24 protein-coding genes are annotated in these 16,452 nt (G+C 70.1%); 2 read left to right on the forward strand and 22 right to left on the reverse strand.

What is annotated here, in order from left to right; all coding sequences use genetic code 11:
* From NFR49_RS02445 to NFR49_RS02505, 13 genes are read right to left on the reverse strand one after another with little or no spacing between them, the layout of a single operon-like run.
* Positions 1-468, reverse strand: coding sequence for a hypothetical protein (locus NFR49_RS02445; RefSeq protein WP_251158090.1), 468 nt, complete (start codon positions 466-468; stop codon positions 1-3).
* The gene (locus NFR49_RS02450; protein ID WP_251158091.1) at positions 461-649 is read right to left on the reverse strand and encodes a hypothetical protein; all 189 of its coding nucleotides are present in this window, start codon (positions 647-649) and stop codon (positions 461-463) included. The genes NFR49_RS02445 and NFR49_RS02450 overlap by 8 nt, the downstream gene beginning before the upstream one ends.
* A 23-nt stretch (positions 650-672) precedes the next feature.
* Entirely contained in the window at positions 673-999 is a 327-nt protein-coding gene (locus NFR49_RS02455; RefSeq protein WP_251158092.1) for a hypothetical protein, read from the reverse strand.
* A gap of 12 nt (positions 1,000-1,011) precedes the next feature.
* The gene (locus tag NFR49_RS02460; protein ID WP_275557125.1) at positions 1,012-2,052 is read right to left on the reverse strand and encodes a phage tail tube protein; all 1,041 of its coding nucleotides are present in this window, start codon (positions 2,050-2,052) and stop codon (positions 1,012-1,014) included.
* Entirely contained in the window at positions 2,053-2,229 is a 177-nt protein-coding gene (locus NFR49_RS02465) for a hypothetical protein (protein WP_251158093.1), read from the reverse strand.
* Positions 2,226-2,744: a hypothetical protein gene (locus tag NFR49_RS02470; RefSeq protein ID WP_251158094.1), complete on the reverse strand. Its 519-nt coding sequence runs from the start codon at positions 2,742-2,744 to the stop codon at positions 2,226-2,228. Before NFR49_RS02470 ends, NFR49_RS02465 begins: the two co-directional genes overlap by 4 nt.
* Entirely contained in the window at positions 2,741-3,463 is a 723-nt protein-coding gene (locus tag NFR49_RS02475) for a hypothetical protein (RefSeq protein ID WP_251158095.1), read from the reverse strand. Before NFR49_RS02475 ends, NFR49_RS02470 begins: the two co-directional genes overlap by 4 nt.
* A gap of 35 nt (positions 3,464-3,498) precedes the next feature.
* Positions 3,499-4,686 carry a phage major capsid protein gene (locus NFR49_RS02480; RefSeq protein ID WP_251158096.1) on the reverse strand — a complete coding sequence of 396 codons (1,188 nt, stop codon included), beginning with the start codon at positions 4,684-4,686 and terminating at the stop codon, positions 3,499-3,501.
* 2 nt (positions 4,687-4,688) lie between these two features.
* Positions 4,689-5,426: a head maturation protease, ClpP-related gene (locus NFR49_RS02485; RefSeq protein ID WP_251158097.1), complete on the reverse strand. Its 738-nt coding sequence runs from the start codon at positions 5,424-5,426 to the stop codon at positions 4,689-4,691.
* The gene (locus NFR49_RS02490; RefSeq protein ID WP_251158098.1) at positions 5,419-6,885 is read right to left on the reverse strand and encodes a phage portal protein; all 1,467 of its coding nucleotides are present in this window, start codon (positions 6,883-6,885) and stop codon (positions 5,419-5,421) included. The genes NFR49_RS02485 and NFR49_RS02490 overlap by 8 nt, the downstream gene beginning before the upstream one ends.
* A gap of 57 nt (positions 6,886-6,942) precedes the next feature.
* Positions 6,943-8,415, reverse strand: a complete 1,473-nt coding sequence (locus NFR49_RS02495) for a terminase large subunit domain-containing protein (RefSeq protein WP_251158099.1) — start codon at positions 8,413-8,415, stop codon at positions 6,943-6,945.
* 10 nt (positions 8,416-8,425) lie between these two features.
* Positions 8,426-8,941: a hypothetical protein gene (locus NFR49_RS02500; protein WP_251158100.1), complete on the reverse strand. Its 516-nt coding sequence runs from the start codon at positions 8,939-8,941 to the stop codon at positions 8,426-8,428.
* On the reverse strand, positions 8,938-9,123 hold the full coding sequence (locus tag NFR49_RS02505; protein WP_251158101.1) for a hypothetical protein: 186 nt from the start codon (positions 9,121-9,123) through the stop codon (positions 8,938-8,940). The genes NFR49_RS02500 and NFR49_RS02505 overlap by 4 nt, the downstream gene beginning before the upstream one ends.
* Before the next feature lie 1,119 nt (positions 9,124-10,242).
* On the opposite strand from NFR49_RS02505, the gene NFR49_RS02510 reads away from it, so the two are divergent.
* Positions 10,243-10,449 carry a hypothetical protein gene (locus NFR49_RS02510; protein ID WP_251158102.1) on the forward strand — a complete coding sequence of 69 codons (207 nt, stop codon included), beginning with the start codon at positions 10,243-10,245 and terminating at the stop codon, positions 10,447-10,449.
* A 122-nt stretch (positions 10,450-10,571) separates the two neighbouring features.
* Entirely contained in the window at positions 10,572-11,174 is a 603-nt protein-coding gene (locus NFR49_RS02515) for a hypothetical protein (protein WP_251158103.1), read from the forward strand.
* Here the strand turns inward: NFR49_RS02515 and NFR49_RS02520 are convergent.
* The 9 genes from NFR49_RS02520 to NFR49_RS02560 form a co-directional block, all read right to left on the reverse strand.
* Entirely contained in the window at positions 11,096-11,563 is a 468-nt protein-coding gene (locus NFR49_RS02520; RefSeq protein WP_251158104.1) for an HNH endonuclease, read from the reverse strand. The genes NFR49_RS02515 and NFR49_RS02520 overlap by 79 nt on opposite strands.
* Entirely contained in the window at positions 11,556-11,945 is a 390-nt protein-coding gene (locus NFR49_RS02525; protein ID WP_251158105.1) for a hypothetical protein, read from the reverse strand. Before NFR49_RS02525 ends, NFR49_RS02520 begins: the two co-directional genes overlap by 8 nt.
* Positions 11,938-12,174 carry a hypothetical protein gene (locus NFR49_RS02530; protein ID WP_251158106.1) on the reverse strand — a complete coding sequence of 79 codons (237 nt, stop codon included), beginning with the start codon at positions 12,172-12,174 and terminating at the stop codon, positions 11,938-11,940. The genes NFR49_RS02525 and NFR49_RS02530 overlap by 8 nt, the downstream gene beginning before the upstream one ends.
* On the reverse strand, positions 12,174-12,419 hold the full coding sequence (locus tag NFR49_RS02535) for a hypothetical protein (protein WP_251158107.1): 246 nt from the start codon (positions 12,417-12,419) through the stop codon (positions 12,174-12,176). Before NFR49_RS02535 ends, NFR49_RS02530 begins: the two co-directional genes overlap by 1 nt.
* Before the next feature lie 362 nt (positions 12,420-12,781).
* Positions 12,782-13,762: a hypothetical protein gene (locus tag NFR49_RS02540; RefSeq protein ID WP_251158108.1), complete on the reverse strand. Its 981-nt coding sequence runs from the start codon at positions 13,760-13,762 to the stop codon at positions 12,782-12,784.
* A complete protein-coding gene (locus NFR49_RS02545) occupies positions 13,740-14,279 on the reverse strand; it encodes a DUF6932 family protein (protein ID WP_251158109.1) in 540 nt (179 codons plus the stop codon). Before NFR49_RS02545 ends, NFR49_RS02540 begins: the two co-directional genes overlap by 23 nt.
* 169 nt (positions 14,280-14,448) lie before the next feature.
* Positions 14,449-15,327 (reverse strand): SDH family Clp fold serine proteinase, encoded by an 879-nt coding sequence (locus tag NFR49_RS02550; RefSeq protein WP_251158110.1) that lies wholly within the window; start codon positions 15,325-15,327, stop codon positions 14,449-14,451.
* Between the two features lie 23 nt (positions 15,328-15,350).
* On the reverse strand, positions 15,351-15,530 hold the full coding sequence (locus NFR49_RS02555; RefSeq protein WP_251158111.1) for a hypothetical protein: 180 nt from the start codon (positions 15,528-15,530) through the stop codon (positions 15,351-15,353).
* 171 nt (positions 15,531-15,701) lie between these two features.
* A complete protein-coding gene (locus NFR49_RS02560) occupies positions 15,702-16,406 on the reverse strand; it encodes an NYN domain-containing protein (RefSeq protein WP_251158112.1) in 705 nt (234 codons plus the stop codon).
* Positions 16,407-16,452: the final 46 nt, after the last annotated feature.

Genomic DNA, 16,452 nt, shown 5'->3' on the forward strand with positions numbered 1-16,452 from the left:
TTAGGCCCCCTTGACCTTCCTCAGGCCGCCCTCGACGGCCTCCTGCACGGCGCGGAGCACGGCCGTGTTGTTGCGCTCGGCGGCGGCCACGAGGGCGCGGGGAGGGCCGCCCCTCGGGACGCCGACGGGACGGCCGGCGAGGCGCCCCCTCTGGTAGACGGCGCCGCGGTTGGCGAACTCGATGGTGCCGGCGCCGGGGTCGCCGCTCAGGATGCGGACCCCGGCCCGGCTGTCCCGGAGCCGGAGCGACGCGGCGAAGGCCCCGGTGAGACGGATGCCGTTGGCCAGCGACCGGGCGTCTGAGAGCACCTTCTGGGACGCCGCGCGGATGCGGCGGCGGACGTCGCGCTCCACCGACGCGTCGAAGGAGGCCAGCTGCTCCATGAGCTCGCGGCCGCCCCGGATGTGGACGGTGACGCCGTCGGTCGCGGCGGAGCCCTGCCGCCAGTCGTGCATGCCGTCAGCCACGTCCGGCCCTCCTCGCCTCGCGCTCGGCCCTCACGCGGTCGGCTGCGGACCGGGCCGTCTCCCCCATGAGCCTGTCTGTGCGCTGCCCGCCGTAGAGCACGGCGTCGAACATGCGGGGCTCCTCAAGGCACAGGGCCAGCGACTCGCGCATGGACGAGCCGGTGGCCCTGCCGAATTCCATGAGGAGCGTCGCGACGCCGCGCTCTACTCCGTAGGGCCCGGCTCCTCGCCGCCGTCCCCGGACAGCGCGTCCTCGGTGGTCGTCGCGAAGCGGTCGAGGAAGTCGAGCACGTCTGCCTCGGTGTCGCCCGTCTCCGAGAACCCGACCTGCTCGAAGATCCCCTGGGAGCGTGCGGCGAAGTAGCTGATGGAGAAGTCTGCGAGGTCGCCGCGCATGCGGCTCGCGCGGATGACCGCGCTGGGGGTCACGAAGTAGCGCAGCGGCTCGTGGGCCTCTCCGTCGATGGGGACGAGCAGGATGGTGCCGAGGCCGAAGTCGGCGCAGGTCATCTTCTTGGGGGTCTTTGCCATGGTCTCTCCCGGTTAGGCGGTGGGCAGGGGGTAGGAGGCGACCTTGTTGACGATGGTCACCTTCACGGGGCTGGCGTCCTTGGACGCGACGTAGCTCGCGTCGGACTGGAACGTGAACTCGCCGGAGCGTCCGTCGGGGTCCACCTCGACGAAGTCGGCGGAGAAGGGCACGCGGTCGCCGTCGAACTGGAGGGTGCAGTTGGGGTCCTCGGAGTGGGAGAAGGCCAGGTGGTAGGAGCCGTAGACGATGCGGGCCACGGGGCGCAGGCCCGTCTCGGAGCCGGTGACCATCTTTCGGTAGGGCAGGATGTTGTCGGGCACCACCGTGAAGCTCGGCGAGACGGAGCACTTGCCCTCGCCCACCTCGGCCGCGAAGACCTTGCCGCAGGCGCGGGAGCCCTCGCAGTCGTTGCCGATGGTGACGCTGCCGCTCATGACCACGGCGTCCTCGGGGGTGCTGCCGGCGGTGTCGAGCTGGAACGTGCCGTCGGTGGGGACGAAGTAGCCGTTGAAGCAGGAGGGGTCCTTGCCGCTGAACGGGTCGGCGTCGAGGAACTCGGCGTCCTTGCCGATGGCCTCCACGGAGAAGGCCAGCGGCTCGTTGCCGGTGAACTCGCAGCCGAGGCTGTTGAGCTTGCAGCCTTCGGTGACGCCGTAGTTGTCGGAGCCCACCTGGCCCCAGACCGTGAGGTTGGGGAGCTCGCGGCCCATGGTGATGACGTGCTTGAAGTAGCCGTCGGGGCTGGCGCCGTCGGGCATGTCGCCGGCCGTGGCGGGACTGGAGACGATGTTGCCGAGGGCCGCGTAGTAGTACAGGGCGATGACGTCCGCGTAGCCGAGGGTGTTGAAGTTGGGGTTCGCCTCGATGGAGCTCACGTAGCCGTCGGTGTCGGCGCGGGTGCCGCAGGCGACGGAGGTCGAGGACGCCTCACGGGTGATGCCGAAGGGCGAGCCGCCGGTGAGGCCGTGGACGTACGCTGGGGCGGCGGCGCGGGTGTGGTCGTCCTTCTGAAGGGCGACGCCGGCCATGCCGATGTTGACGCGGATTGACATCTAGTCCTCCTTCTTGGCCGGTCGCTTGGGTGCGGCGGGCTCGATGAGGCCCTCGCGGGCCAGTTGCTGGCGGGCGGCCGGGTCCAGGTCGACGGTGTCGCCGGCCCTGAACTCCAGGCGCTGGCCGAACAGGTCTCCCCAGAAGTCGCGGGTGGCCTTCCAGATTCGCTCGCTCACGGGCGAACCTCCTTCCATGCCGGTTCGATACGGTGCAGCTCGCGCTGGCACCGGACGCCTATGACGCAGGCGGCCACGTAGCCCTTGCCGTCGGTGGCCGTGCCGTACTCCTCGCTCTGCAGATGGCACTCGTGGACGGTGCCGGACAGGGTCCGGTCGGCCATGAGCACCGTGGCGACGACCTGGCACCACGCCGAGAGCACGGCGCCGAGTCGGGAGAGGTCGCCGCCCGTGGCCGTCAGGGCCACCTCCTGGGTCCACCAGACGGTGGGGGCGGGGCAGGTGGACGCCTGCTCGAAGGTCACCTGGCTCGGGACCTCGGCCACGTCGCAGGCGAACGGCGGCCGCGACGGCGTTCCGCCGACGCTCACCTTGGGCGCCGGCACGACGCCCTCCCCGAACGCCTCGTCGAGCACCTCGCGGGTCATGGTCCGGCAGAGGTGCCCGTGGAGGACGGCCGCCGGGGCGGCGAGGTCCGGGAGCGCGGAGAAGGCGTCCTGCCCCTTGGTGCTCACAGGACCACCGCCCTCGAGCGCCGGTGGCGCTGGATGACGGCGTCGACCTCGGGGATGCCGGTCTCGCCGTCGACGCCGGCCAGGGTGAACCGCAGGAACCCGGCGTCGGTGGACTCGCCGACGGCCCGGTCGGGGATGGACGACGGGACGAGGTAGCTCGCCGCGAGCCTCGCACAGGCCGACGAGACGTCGGCGGGCACGGGGCCGCGGCCGTGGACGTAGGAGACGGACGTGTTGCCGGAGCGGCGCAGGCGCACGCCGGAGTCGGAGCGGGGGCACACGTCGCCGCGGATCTCGGTGACACCGGTCCACCGCAGGGGCACCCAGTCGCCCTCCTCGCCCCACAGCCCCTCGGAGGAGACCACCGGGACGAAGGACATGCTGCAGGCCCCCTCGATGACCGAGCAGGCCCGCTCGCGGGCCTCGAACGCGTCGGCCTCGGTGGCGCCGGAGGCGCGGGGGCCGTCCCCCCGCTCGGAGCCGCAGTCGAGCACGGCGTCGACCGTGCACATGTGGGCCTCCACCACCTCCAGCCAGCAGCGCATCCACCCGACGCGCACCTCGTAGGTCTCGGGGCAGTCGAGCCCCTCGGCCTCGAAGGTGCCGTCCTCGCCCACCTCGAACGAGAGCTCGGCCCCGTCCCACAGCCCCGACAGGGCCGCGGTGGCGCCGGCGAACCCCTCCCCCACCGAGATGATGGGGAGGTCGCCGGGGGCCACGCGGGTCCTGTGCGAGGGCGTGAGGCGGGCGTCCATCAGAGGGCGATGCCGGTCAGGCGGACGAAGGACTTGGGGCGGCGGACGCACATCAGGTGCGACTCCTCGGCCAGCACGGTCAGGGTGTTCTCGACCATCTGCTGGTTGATGGTGCCGACGGTGACGGTGGTCGGGTCGGTGGAGTACCAGGTGGCGCCGCTGGGGGCGTACACGAGCATGTCGTAGGTGGGGCTGGAGGCGCTGCCGCTCATGAGGTTCACGTCGTCCACGACGGTCAGGCCCCACTTGTCGAGGTTGAGGTAGGAGCCGTCGGTGGACTTCATGAGGTCGATCTTCTCGCGCACCAGCGGGTGCATGGCGACGTGGGTCGGGGCGACGCCGGTGTCGAGGATGGACTGGGTGATCATGCGGTGCATGGAGTCGATGAGGGTGTCGCCGCTCTTGGCGGTGTAGGCGGTGATGCCGGAGTTCAGCACGCCGACGATGCCGCCCTCGTCGTCGGAGTTGAGGGCGACGTCGTCGGCCGCGCGGTGGAGGCCGGCGATGAGCTCCTGGTTGATGATGCTCATGAGCTGGCCGTAGTCGTTGAGGGCGAGCTTGGAGACGGGGACCCAGTGGGCGATGGTGCCCTCGTTGGCCGTCTTGGGCACCCAGCTGAGGGTCTGCTCCTTCTTGACCTCGCCCGGCTTCCACTTGGCAGCCTTGAGGGCGTTGGCGTCGTTGGCCTGGAAGTAGTGGAGGGCGCCGTTGCAGGTGCCGGTGGGAAGGGTGCCCACGAAGCCCAGGGGCTCCATGAGGGAGGTGTCGAGGTTGTAGTCCCAGCTCTCGGGCACGGCCGGGAAGACCACGTTCGAGGGGGTGGGAAGGGCCGCGGGGGTCGCAGGCTCCTGGTCCCCGCCGGCGTTCAGCCACACCTGCTTGCGGATGGGCTTGTTGCCGGTGGCGTCGATGCCGCGGAACTCGTCGCGGAAGCCCAGGACGGCCTCGGCGAGGCTGCGCGGGCGGCGCTGGGGCGCGATGGGATGCGGGTCGACGGGGGCGGCGGCGGTCGGCTGCTCGGCGGAGGCGAGGCGCTCGGCCTCGCAGGCGGCCTCCCAGTCGGCCTCGCGCTGCTCGATCATGCCGGACAGCCTCAGGGCAGTCTCGGTGTCGCCGGAGGCCATGGCGTCCTTGGAGCGCCCGCGCAGGTCGCGGAGCTCGTTCATAAGCTTGAGGGAATCGTTCATGTTCACTGCTCCTTCTCGTGGAAGACGTGTCCGAGGACGCAGCGCAGGCCCTGGCCTCCCACCGGTCGGCCGTCCCCGGGGGCCTCCCCCGGCTCCGGCAGCGCGTCGTCGGCTTCGTTTTTAGGGGCGGTGTGCCCGCGGGCCCCGTCGCCGGCCCCGTCGAGCAGGAGGGTGTCGGGGCGGTTGCGGTAGCCGGCGAGGAGGCGCTCGTCGACGCAGGCGGCCACCGGCACGGCGCCGGCGTCCACGGAGTCGGCGATGCCCCACGCGACGGCCTCGTCGGCCGTGAACCACGTCTCCGCCCCCATGGCCTCGCGGACCTCGTCCGCGCCCTTCCCGGTCTTGAGCACGTACTGGGACGCGATGGAGGCCGCCAGGGCGTCGAGGGTGTCGGCCACCGAGCGCATGGACCCCGCGCCGCCCTCGCAGTAGGAGGAGGGGTCGTGGATCATCATCATGGAGCCCGGGGCCATGACCACCTCGTCGGCCGTGAGGACCATGTAGCTCGCCGCGCTCGCGGCCAGCCCCTCCACGCGGCAGGTGACGCGGCCGCCGGTGCGGCGCCGGTAGGCGTTGAGCAGCTGGGAGATGGCCACGCCCTCGAAGGCGTCGCCGCCGCCGGAGTTCACATGGACCGTCAGGTCCCCCTCCATGGCGTCTAGCTCGCCCTTGACGTCCGAGGCGGTGAAACAGTCGCCCCACCCGAGGCCGACGGTCCCGTAAAGATGCAGGTCACTCATGGGATAGCTCCTCAATCTCGCGGTCCATGTCGAAGTCGATTCCGGCGACGGTGCAGGCCCTGGCGTAGGGCTCGAAGACCCGGCGGGCGAAGTCGCGGGTCGACTCGCAGTCGCCCCGCTGCCCGAAGCGCTCGCGCACGCGGCGGCGCATGTCCTCGACGATCGGCGAGAACCCGTCGTCGGGGCGACCCCCTGCCGGGTCGGTGACCGCCGGCGCGTCGGGGCGGCCGTCGTCGTAGGAAACCACGTCGCCGTTCTCGTCGACCTCGTAGAAGTTCACCGGCACCAGCGGCCGCGACAGGCCCGGGAGCTCCGACAGCTCCTCCAGCGACCGGCACTCGTTTCGGGTGAGGATGCCGGCGGCCGTGCCGATGCGGTAGCCCTCCATGCGGGTCATGTACTCGCCGCGTAGCAGGCCGTTGAGCTCGAACTTCACGTGGCGGTCGTACTGGCCGCAGACGCGGAGCACCTCGTCGAAGCCGCACTCCAGCTCGCGGCACTCGGGCACGAGGGTCTTCTGGGAGAACTGGATGCTCGACTGCTCGGCGTTGGAGTAGGTGGACCGGGACAGGTCGTAGACCTCCTGGGGCGGCACGCCCGTGATGCGGCACATCTGCTGCAGGACCCACGTCTGCTGGGCCACGAGGTCGATGTCGCCCATGGTCATGGGGTTCTGCCTGTAGTGGAGCCCGTTGGCGAAGACCCTCACGGTGCCGGCCTGCAGCACCCCGGCCGTGCCGCGCAGGGAGTCCTTGAGCTCCGCGAGGTCGGCGTCGCTCAGCCGGTTGTCCGTCTCGATGTAGCCGGGGAAGTGGCTGCCGTTGGTGAGCAGGCGCTTGTAGAAGGTCTCGAGGTCGATGGACAGGCCGATGTTCGCGAAGGCCGCCTCGGCCAGGGACCGCCCGCCGACGCTCGTCGCCGTGCTCGGGAGCTGGGAGTCGAAGCGCACCACGTCGTCGGCGGTGTAGGTGCCCGGAGGCGTGAAGTCGTCGCCGGCCGTGCGGTACCACGCCGTGCCGGTGCCCCCGTCCCATAGCGGCTCCACCGCCGCGGTCACGGGCCAGAGGGCCTTGGGGATGCGGACCCCGCTCTCCGAGACCCCCCACTGCACGCGCACGTAGGCGCTGCCCAGGGTGTCCTTGGCGAGGATGAGCCAGCGCAGGCACGCCCCGGAGCGCATGAGCGGGTTCCACCGGGTCTTGAGCAGGTGGGCGAGGTGCCAGCTCGCGTCGTCCTTGGCCTCGACGCGGCCGGCGCCGCGGCTCTCGTACACGTCCACCGGCAGGCTCGCCACGGGACGGGCCTTGGCGAGCTCGCAGGCGAGGTAGGCAAGGGACGCCTCGGCGCCGATGCCCGTCTCGTCCTCGGTCACGGAGGACGCATACTCGGTGCCGATGGAGCGGTCCAGGCGACCGCGCGGCGCACGTCCCAGCATGGCTATGACGTTCCTGATTCCCATGGGGCCTCCGGGTCCGGTAGGTTACCCGGCCCATGGTCGGCCCGGTGTGCCCGCGGCCTATCCCGTCAGGGAGATCGACGGCACCGCCCATGAGCCGACGTGCTCCTGCAGGTGGGAGTCGTAGGCGCTCATGGCCATGGCCGCCGCCACCGCGGCGTCGATGCGCTCGGAGCCCCTGCCGTGGGAGGTGGACGCCAGCCGGCGCCCGTAGGCCTTGGACTCGGCGCACACGGCGTTGACGCAGTGCTCGGCCAGCACCGGCGTCTCCGCGAAGGCGCAGGTGCGGCGACGCACGGCGCTCGCCAGAAGCTCCGAGGCCGGGCACATGACGGCGCCGGTCTGGGGCATCTTGAACAGCTCTATGCCGCGGTTGTTGTTGAGCCAGTTGACGGTGAACTGCAGGCGGGCGGGGTCGCACACGACGAGGGGCCGGCCCCGGGTGCGGGCGAGCGCCTCCAGCACGTCGGCCACGTCGGTGAGGTCGTAGACGCCCATCTGCCCCGTCACGTCCCACACCCACTCCTCGAAGGCCCACACGCCGTCGTCTCCCTGCTGGGCGGCCACCACGGCCAGGGTGTCTCCCGAGACGGCGCCATCCAGGCCGACGGCGAACCACCGGTCGCGGTCCACGGCCCTCGACTCCTTGGAGCAGGCCGCCACGTCGCGCCGGCGCATGAACGGCTCCTCCTCCTTCTCCATGGGGAAGCGGTTGAGCTGGTAGCGCTCGAAGCTCTTGGCTGTCATGGCGGCGCGCTGGGCCTCCAGCTGCTCCATGTTGATGCGGGGCGTGACCATGAGCTTGCGCCACGCCCGGCGGTCGTCGGCCCTGTCGGAGTCGTCGAGCCCCACCCAGTAGCAGTAGCAGCCATCCTCGCCCTCGGAGCGGATGCGGCTGTACCAGTCCCAGAGGAAGCCGGTGCGCCCGCCGCTCGCCGTGGTGATGGCCAGGGCGAGGGCGTTGGGGATGCGGCCCTGGCCGGACACCACGGCCTCCCACACCGACTCGTCCTTGTACACGTGCACCTCGTCGCAGATCGCCATGTTGAAGTGCCAGCCCTGCAGGGCCGACACCTTGTTCGGGAAGGTGCGTATCCATGCGCCGGTCTCGGTGTTCCTGATCTCCTTCTTCCATACCTCCCACGTCTCGGAGAGCTGGGGCGACAGCCGCACCATCGTGGCGAGGATGTCGAAGGCGTTGCGGGCGTTGTCCTCGGAGTCGGCCACGAGGCCGTACTGGCCGTTGTGGACCGGGTTCATGTTGGCCTCGGCGAGCAGCATGGCGCAGGCGGTGACGGTCTTGCCGACGCCGCGGGGCACGCCGATGAGTGCGCGCTTGTAGGTGCGGACGAAGGTCCCTCCCACCATGCGGCCCGTGCCGAAGATGGGGTTCCAGATGTTCTCCTTGACCCAAGGCTCAAGCTCGAAGGGCTTGCCGTAGCTCTCGGCGTCGTTGCCCACGAACCGTAGGAACGACCGCACGAAGACCTCGCGCACGAGGGCCTCGTTCCTCCCGGCCTTGGTGAGCCTCACCTTGCGGGTCCTATACATCGCCCACCGACTTGGCCACGGCCGCCCTGATGGCGGTGTCGATGGCGACGCTCTTCGACGTTGTCTCGGTGAGGTTGAGGCGGGCCCGGGCCATGGGCGTCACGCCCATCTGGTCGGCGAGGCGCATGTAGTTCTTCGTGGCGGTGTCCATGAGCTTCATGTACTTGGAGTCGACGAGGTCGCCGCACCCGTTCTCGTCCATGAGCATGAGGGCGCCGCCGTCGCCGGGGTCGACGCAGGCGTAGCACTCACGGGCGATGCGGAGCCAGTAGGTCATGAGCTCCAGGCCCAGCCCCTCCTCGGGGCGGAACGTCGAGCCGTCGCCGGCCAGAGACTCCCAGATCTCGGCGAGGGCGCCGTCGGCGGCAACCGCGTCCGGCATCGGCGCCCCGGTCGCTGCGGTGACCACGGGCACCTCCGCCTCCTCGCGGGCGAGCTCGGAGCCGGGGGTGACGGTGCGCCGGGTCCTCTGGGAATCCCTCTTCCTGGCCGGTCCCCTTTTGCTCATGCCAGCCCCTCCCTCTCGAGCAGTTCCATAATCCCTTCTGCTAACCTATAGCAAATATTCGAACGACCAGAATCGTTTTTGTGCGCCGCGAGGACGCTGAGCTCGTGGGAGCAGCCCCGGAGCCTCACCACGGCGCCGGCCACCTGGGACTCGTAGCGGGCCTGCTCCCGCTCCTCGGACAACTTGGCCCTCTCCCTCGGGTTTCTCGGTGCGACAGGTCTCCCGGCCGTGACCCGGTCCCTACGGGCCGCCGCACGGCACCGGTCGGAGCAGTAACGGCTCCTGACGTTCTTCGGTATATACTTGCGGCCGCACCGGTCGCAGCGCCTGGGGTCGTGTTCCATCGGGCACCTCCACGCCGACATGGTCGCCCCGACGTGCCCTTTTGCGGTCGCACCGTTCGGAAAACCCCGTTTGCGGTTTGCGAATCCGCAGGTAGAAACCTGTACGCGCGAAAAAAGGAGCGGGGAGGCTGCGGGGTGCCATAGGGGCGCGCGTGATGCGGAACCCCTCCCCCTCCTATAACGCGCGGGCGCGCATGGGCGTGCGGGCGCGCGTGCGCGGGCGGGTGCGAGCGCGTGCGCGCGAATATAGAACGCGCGGGCGCGCGATGGCACGACCGAACGCGGCCGAACGCGACGAATCGGGCGAACGGTAGCCGGACACGCCCGAACGTACATCAACGACTTTTTCTAGATTTCTGCTTGCATGCAACCTGTGTACCTGATAGCGTGTGAGTCGTCCAAGGGGGCGCGGCCTACCGGCGGACGAGTCCCACCCATCCCATAGAGAACGGAGTGCCCATGACGCGAGCGCCGCCCACGTCTCCTGTCCCTCTCGCCTATGGCAGACGCGAAAGGGGGTGATGAACCTTGTGCGACTGTCCGCACTGTCCCTGTACCTACGATTGGGGAAGCGTCGCCGAATGGGCGGCATTGCTAGCGCCCTATGCCGGCATGCTTTTGCGGAGGCTTCACGTCAGGCTGAAGCAAAAGAAAAGCCCCCACGACTACGCCCCTAAGCATCGTCGTGAGGACTAAACGCAAACCCACTAAGCGGGGTACCCGGTTCCCCAACCGGGTACCCCCATGGTAGCCGAAAGGAACGACCATGGGAACCATACTCGCGCAAGTCGCGATTATCGCCGCGCTGTTCGCCTTTGGCTGGTACATCGGGGGAAAGCTGTAGCGCACCCCCCGACCCCCGACCCCCACCCCACAACCAGAGTCCACGCCACCAGACGCCGGGCGACCCCGGCGCCCAGGGGAACCCGTGCCCGACCACCTGAGAGAGGAACCCCCATGATCCACGCCCTCGCCGCCATCGCCCTCGCCTCCGCCCTTGGCCACGGCCCCGCCGCCTGGGCCGTCACGACCACCTACCAGGCCCCGGACACTCCCTACGCCGTCTACCTCTACGAGCGCGATCACGACCTCCTCGAGGAGCCTGGGGTCTGGGAGCTCCGCGAGACCCTCCGCGAGTCCGGAGACTGGGACTCCTACCGCTAGGCCATAACGCCGTCAACGCCGCGGCGGCCGTCTCCCTCACGGCCATGGGGTGGGGCGTGGAGTGGGGTTACCCGGGGGCACGGCGGCCCTAACCTCGTGGGCAACCGACCCTAGGGGGAACGATGCCCAACACCGTCACCGCCCTCGTGCGCGACGTCGCCACGGGGAACACCGAGCAGATGAACATGCCCATGACCGACGGGGAGCTCGCCGACGCGCTCTCCGGGCTCGTCACCGACGAGGCCCGCGGGGCGCGGCTCGCGCGCATGTGGGGGCTGTGGGACGCCGAGGGCGGCCCCGACACCCTCAACTCCGTCGCGGCCCAGACCGACGAGCCCGCCTGGGCGAACGAGGTGGCGTCCCTGCTCGTGGGCAAGGACGCCGGCACCGTGGCGGCCGTGGTGAGCTCCGGGCTCGTCTCCGACCTCCTCCAGCTCGCCAACGTGCTCGTCCAGTGGGACTCGGTGACGGTCGTGCGGGGGACCCCGGCCGAGGTCGTGGCCGCCTACCTCTCCGACCACGCGGACCCCGAGGCCCAGACGATCCTGCCCTCCTACCTCGACGTGCCCGGGCTCGCGACGGCCGTCGCGGACGTGGGCGCCGCCTCCGAGGGCTACGAGTTCGACATGGACACGTTCCCGGACCCCTACCGGTGGGGCTGGGACGAGCTCACGGACCCGGGCTTCGACCCGGACGCGCCCGAGGGCGGCGACCAGGGGGCCTGAGGGCCCCCCTTCCTGTGGGCCGCCCCGTGGCACCGGGCGCAGAGGACCACGAGGTTCGACTGGTCGTCGGTGCCGCCGGCAGACAGGGGGCGGACGTGGTGGACGGCCCCGAAGTCCCGGCGCCGCTTGCGCCACCCGCCCTGCAGGTCCCTCACGTAGACGGCCGTGCCGCACACGGCGCACGCGCCCCCGCACCGCTCGATGCAGCGGCGCCGGGCCTCGGCCCAGCCGCGCCGGTAGCCCTCGCGGTAGGGCTCCCGCCGGTCGCGCCCCCGCTCCTCCTCCCGGGTCCTGGCGTGGGCGCCGGGGGCCTTCCTGCGGGCCAGGGGGCACACGTGGCGCTCCCCATCGCGCACGAGGGCGCCGCACCGGGCGCAGACCCTACCCACGGCGCTGCCTCCCGACCCGGGCGCGGTCGTACTCGCGCCGCGCGCGCCTCTCGGACTCGGCGTCCCGGAGGGCCGAGGCCTTGTACTCCAGCCAGCACGTCTCGCAGACCCCGGCGCGGAGGTATCCGGCCGACGAGCGCGCCATGCGCCGGCCGCACCACGGGCAGACCTCCCCCCTCTCGGGCCACGCGGGAAGGTACAGGCCCATGCGCTCGGCCTCGCAGGCCACGTCCCGGGCGGTGCGGTTGAGGCAGAGGGCCACCACGGCGATGCCGTCGGAGAGGTGGCGGCGGAGCCACGAGCGCTCGGAGTAGGTCCAGTCGGACTCCTCGGTCCTGGCCATGGCGGCGTCGAATCCGCCGAGCTGGGGCTGGTCACACACCGGCGCCCACCCCCCACGCCCCCGCGAGGGCCGGGTAGGCGTACTCGGGCGGCCCCACGACGGTCCACGGCTCGACGCGCCCGCACTGCGGGCACCTCACCTCGGCCTCGTGGTAGTCGCAGCCCTCGTGGCGCCAGGACACCGACGGCTCCATGCACCCGCACGACGGGCACGCGCGCCGCCCCGTGGTGACCGGGTCGCGGCCCACGACCAGCATGCGCGCGGCCATCAGCGGCCCCCGAACGGCTCGCGGGCGTAGCTCTCCGCCACCCGAACCCGGGCCTCGGCGTCCCGGAGGCGCACGGAGACCCCCTCCAGATCCCTCTTTATCCCCTCCCTGTCCCGGGCCGCGGAGGCCAGCGACCCCCGGACGCCCTCCGAGAGGGCCGCGAGGGACGCGGTGAGCGAGCGGACCCTGAGCGCGAGGAGCGTGCAGGAGACCGTGAGGAGGACGATGCAAACGGTCGTTGTCACAGGTATCAAGGGGTAGCCTCCGCCTCAGACGCGCCTACGGTGTGCCTGAGGCGGAGGCTACCCCTTGATACTGATGAAATCAACCCGTTGCTTTCGTTATCTCACGTCAACTGACGCCAACTCACGCCAGGTCACGCCGCTGCACCGAGAACCCACGGTCCCCACGGGGCGTCACCGGGGCCGCGGGGCCTCGCGACCGGGCGGTGGGAGGGATAAAAAAGGGTTTGGGAGGGGGTGTCGTGCCGTCCCCCGGGGAGCCGCGGCCGGGGGCGCGGCGGAGGGGGACGCCCGTCGCCGGTTGCAGGGGGCGGCACGGCCGTGCGGCATGGGGAGGGGCCCGCGACGGGGCCCCTCGGTACCGGCTATCTATCGATTCTCGAGACAGCCTCGACGGACTTGCCGACGAGCTTCTCCGTGGAATGGCCGCCGGGGCTGCGGCCGACGCGCCTCTCCGCGACGAGCCTGACGCGCTCGCCGGGATGGAGCGTGACCGTCGACTCGGGCGGGATGTCGCCCATGGACACGACCGCCTCGCTCCCGTCGTCCCTGACCACGCGCAGCCTGTCCTTGGGTGACCGGGTCACCGTCACGAGGGTCCCCTCGAAGACGGCCTCCTCGTTGTCGATCTTCGCCTCAGAGATCACCCTCGCCGCACGGGCGGCTCTGTCGTGCGAGATCGCCGCGCTCTCCGTGGCGCCGTTCGGCTCGGACCAATCGAGGTCCAGGTCGACGGCCCCCTTGCCGACGACCTCGCAGAACCCCTTCAAGGCCGAGGCCACGCGGGGCCCGAGGTCCGTCAGGTGGTCGATGAAGCGGGCCTCGTAAGGATCCTCGTCGCGCAGGTCGCCGACAAGGCGCGAGAACTCGGTGAACGCCTGGTCCGCCAGCGGCCTCACGCCGCACCCCTCCACGTCGAAGAGGCCGTCGCCGTCGGGCCGCAGGTCGTCCGCGCGCGGGAGGGACGGGGACACCTCGATGACGACGGACCCCCGTGCTGGGCTCGCGACGACGGACATCCCCGTCCTGCCGGAGATGGAGGACGGGATGGCCCCGCGCGCCGAGCGGAACCCGGACAGCGCCGCGCCGATCGCGTCGATGGCCCCCTGGAAGGACACGAGAAGGTCGCCGACGGTCCTCATGGGGGCGGAGTGCCCGGAGACGGACGGGCCTGCGATGTGGATCGTGCCTATGGACTCCGGCGCGCCCCCTCCCCCGTGCTCCCGGACGAAAGCCTCCACCCCGGCCAGCGCAGCGTCGGCAGGGTCCTCCGGCACGTCGTACTCCGCGTCCGGGTCGAAACCGAGAGAGGCCAGGTACTCGTCAAGGTTTGGCGTCGTAGCCATCGATGATCACCTCCAGGTACCCGGCTGCCGGGTAGAGCCAGCGATCGTCCCCGTCCTCGAAACGGGCCTTCGACCAGAACTGGTCCCAGTAGCCACGCGACTCCGAGTAGCCCTTGACCCTCTCGCACTCGGTCGGCGGGACGGGCAACAGGTAGGCGTCGACCAGGTCGCTGAGCGCCGGAAAGCCTGGGGCCCCGAGAAGCATCCCCGTCACGAACCTTCCCCGCTGGTCCGACACGGCGGACCTATAGTTCTCATCCCTGACAAGGAGGACCACGTCGATGTCGTGCGGCGAGGGTTCGGACGTGACGAAGCTGCCGCCTATCCACACGGCCACGAGCCTGCCATACACCTGCCTCGCGACCGACACGACCTCGAGGAAGGCATCCCAGATCTTCCGGCGGTTCTCGTCCCCCTCCGGGACGTACTCCCCCTCTACCTCCTCCAAGGTGGCGAGGTACCTGCCGTAGGGAAGGACCTCGCGCGTGGCCCCGACGTCCCGCAGTCCCGGAATCACTCGCCCCCCTCTCCCCTTGCCCTGCCGACGGTGCCAACACTCTACCTCGGTGGGCGCCGGCCGGAAGCCTCCCGGCACCCAGGTCGGGGACCGGCATATCATTTCGGCCGCCGGCGCGCCGGGGACGTGCGGGTTCGGTTGTCGTGCGGCGCGGCTAACCTACGGCCGCCTAGGATGGCGCCGACTGCTGGATCCAACGGCCCCCGGAGCTCGACCAGACGACCTTCGTGATCGGATTCTGCTGGAACGCCAGCATGAATGTGTGGTGCAGGGAGAGCACCGCGTCCTGCAGCTGCTGGTCGTCCTCCAGCATCGACACCCTCATGCCATGCCCCGCAACGTCTTCCGCAGAGAAATGGCGGTTGTGCATGGCGGAGTCGTTGTGGCTGCACAGGAACCCACCGAGCTCGTTCGCCTTATCGTCCCCATCGGGGTCACCCGCGAACATGCCCTCGCTGAGCCACCTCACGACTATGTTCTTGGAGGCGTCGAGGACCTTCTGGCAGTCACCCAGGTAGGTCGGGGGGTACTTCCCGATGATCTGTGCCCAGAGCACGCCACTGGCAGGGTTTTCGGAAACCGCCTTGACGGCGCCCTCGAACTCCTCGATGACGCCCGCTGCCGCAACGCCGTTCAACTGGGGGTCGGTCGGGCCCAGGGACGACTGGGCGCCCATTATCACCTCGCGGCACCCGCAGCACACCATGGTTCCGGCCGACATGGCCAGCTGGGGGACGATCGCGACGATGTCGCCTTCGAACCTTTTCCTCAGATAGCCGACCATCGCCTCCGTCGCGGCCACATCGCCGCCCGGGGTGTGGAGAATCAGGTCGAGACCCTTCGAGGTGTCCAACCCGTAGTTGGCGTTCATGAGGCCGTTCATGTCGTCGTCGACGACGGAGACCGACAGGTCCCCTCCCCTCTGGAGCCACCCGGAGTAATAGCAGATGACACCCCTGTCCCTTATCCGGGCGACGTCTTCGATGTACTTGACGATCAGGTTGTCCAAGGCGTCCGGGTCGGAGGCAGCGGCTTGCGAGAGCTGCAAGGACACGTCGTTCCAAGACCCCATTAGCGGCTCACGCTCGACAGATAGACACGCTCGCCAGAGGTGTATGCGGAGACCTGCTTGAAGTTCCCATACGGCCTCACAGTCCTGTCCTCCTGGATGAGGAAGGGAAACGTCGAAACGTAGAGGCGCTCGAGGCGCTCGGCTTCCTTCATCGTCTGTTCCTCGGTTCGTTCTGCCATTGCTCGACCCCCTCCCGAATCAGTACGCAAGGTACCAATACCATACACTCCCCTGCCGCCCCGGCCCCCGTCCGCCCACCGGCACGCCGGCGCCCGCCACAGGCCCCACACCCGAGGCCCCCATGTCTTGGCGGGCGGGGCCGCGCCTTCTATGCTCCTGACTTTTTCGACCTACTTTGGCTCCTCAGCCGACTCGGCCGTGAACGTCTCAGACAGGTCCTCAATGCCGTCGGTGTTCACGACGAGTTCGTCCCGGATGTGGTGGCCCATGGGGTCGAGTATGAAGTCGACGCCGGCGCGTCTGGCGACCTTGGCGACGGGCTCGAAGTCCATGTCGCCCGCCACGAGGACGATCTGGTTGACGATGCGGTCCTGGGACAGGGATGCCACGTCGAGGCCGATTCTCATGTCCACGCCGGCCTGTTTGATGCCCATCAGGACGAAGTCGCCTTCTCCGAGGTCGGCCACCGCCCTCTCTCCTCGAAGGACGGCCTTGACCGCCTCGCTTTTAAGAGAGTAGTAGGGGCTGCCGGCCATGATGGTGCCCATCCTCATGGCCACCTTCCGCTTCCTGGCGAGCTCCCCGTGGAACTCCTTCGACCATCTGAACGAGCCGTTGCTTGGCCCGAAAGCCGTGGTCTTCCCGTCCCATGGGCGGTAGACGCTCCCTTGGGAGAGCGGTGGGCAGTCGTAGTAGAAGAGGCGGTAAAGGGTCCTCGCTCCGCCCTCGACGGGGGATGTCGGGGACCTGCGGCCGAGATGGCCGACCACGTAGCGGTACAGCTCGTCCGCGCGCTCCGCCGGGGCCTTTTTGCCCCAGAGGGCCCTGGCCCTGTGGAGGTAGAAGTTTCCGTCTACGAGAACCGCCGTGAGCATCTATGCCTCCTGACATGCGTCGGCCCCCGATCGGACCGCACCCGGC

It is taken from the genome of Caniella muris, assembly GCF_943193035.1.
GTDB lineage: Bacteria > Actinomycetota > Coriobacteriia > Coriobacteriales > Atopobiaceae > Granulimonas > Granulimonas faecalis.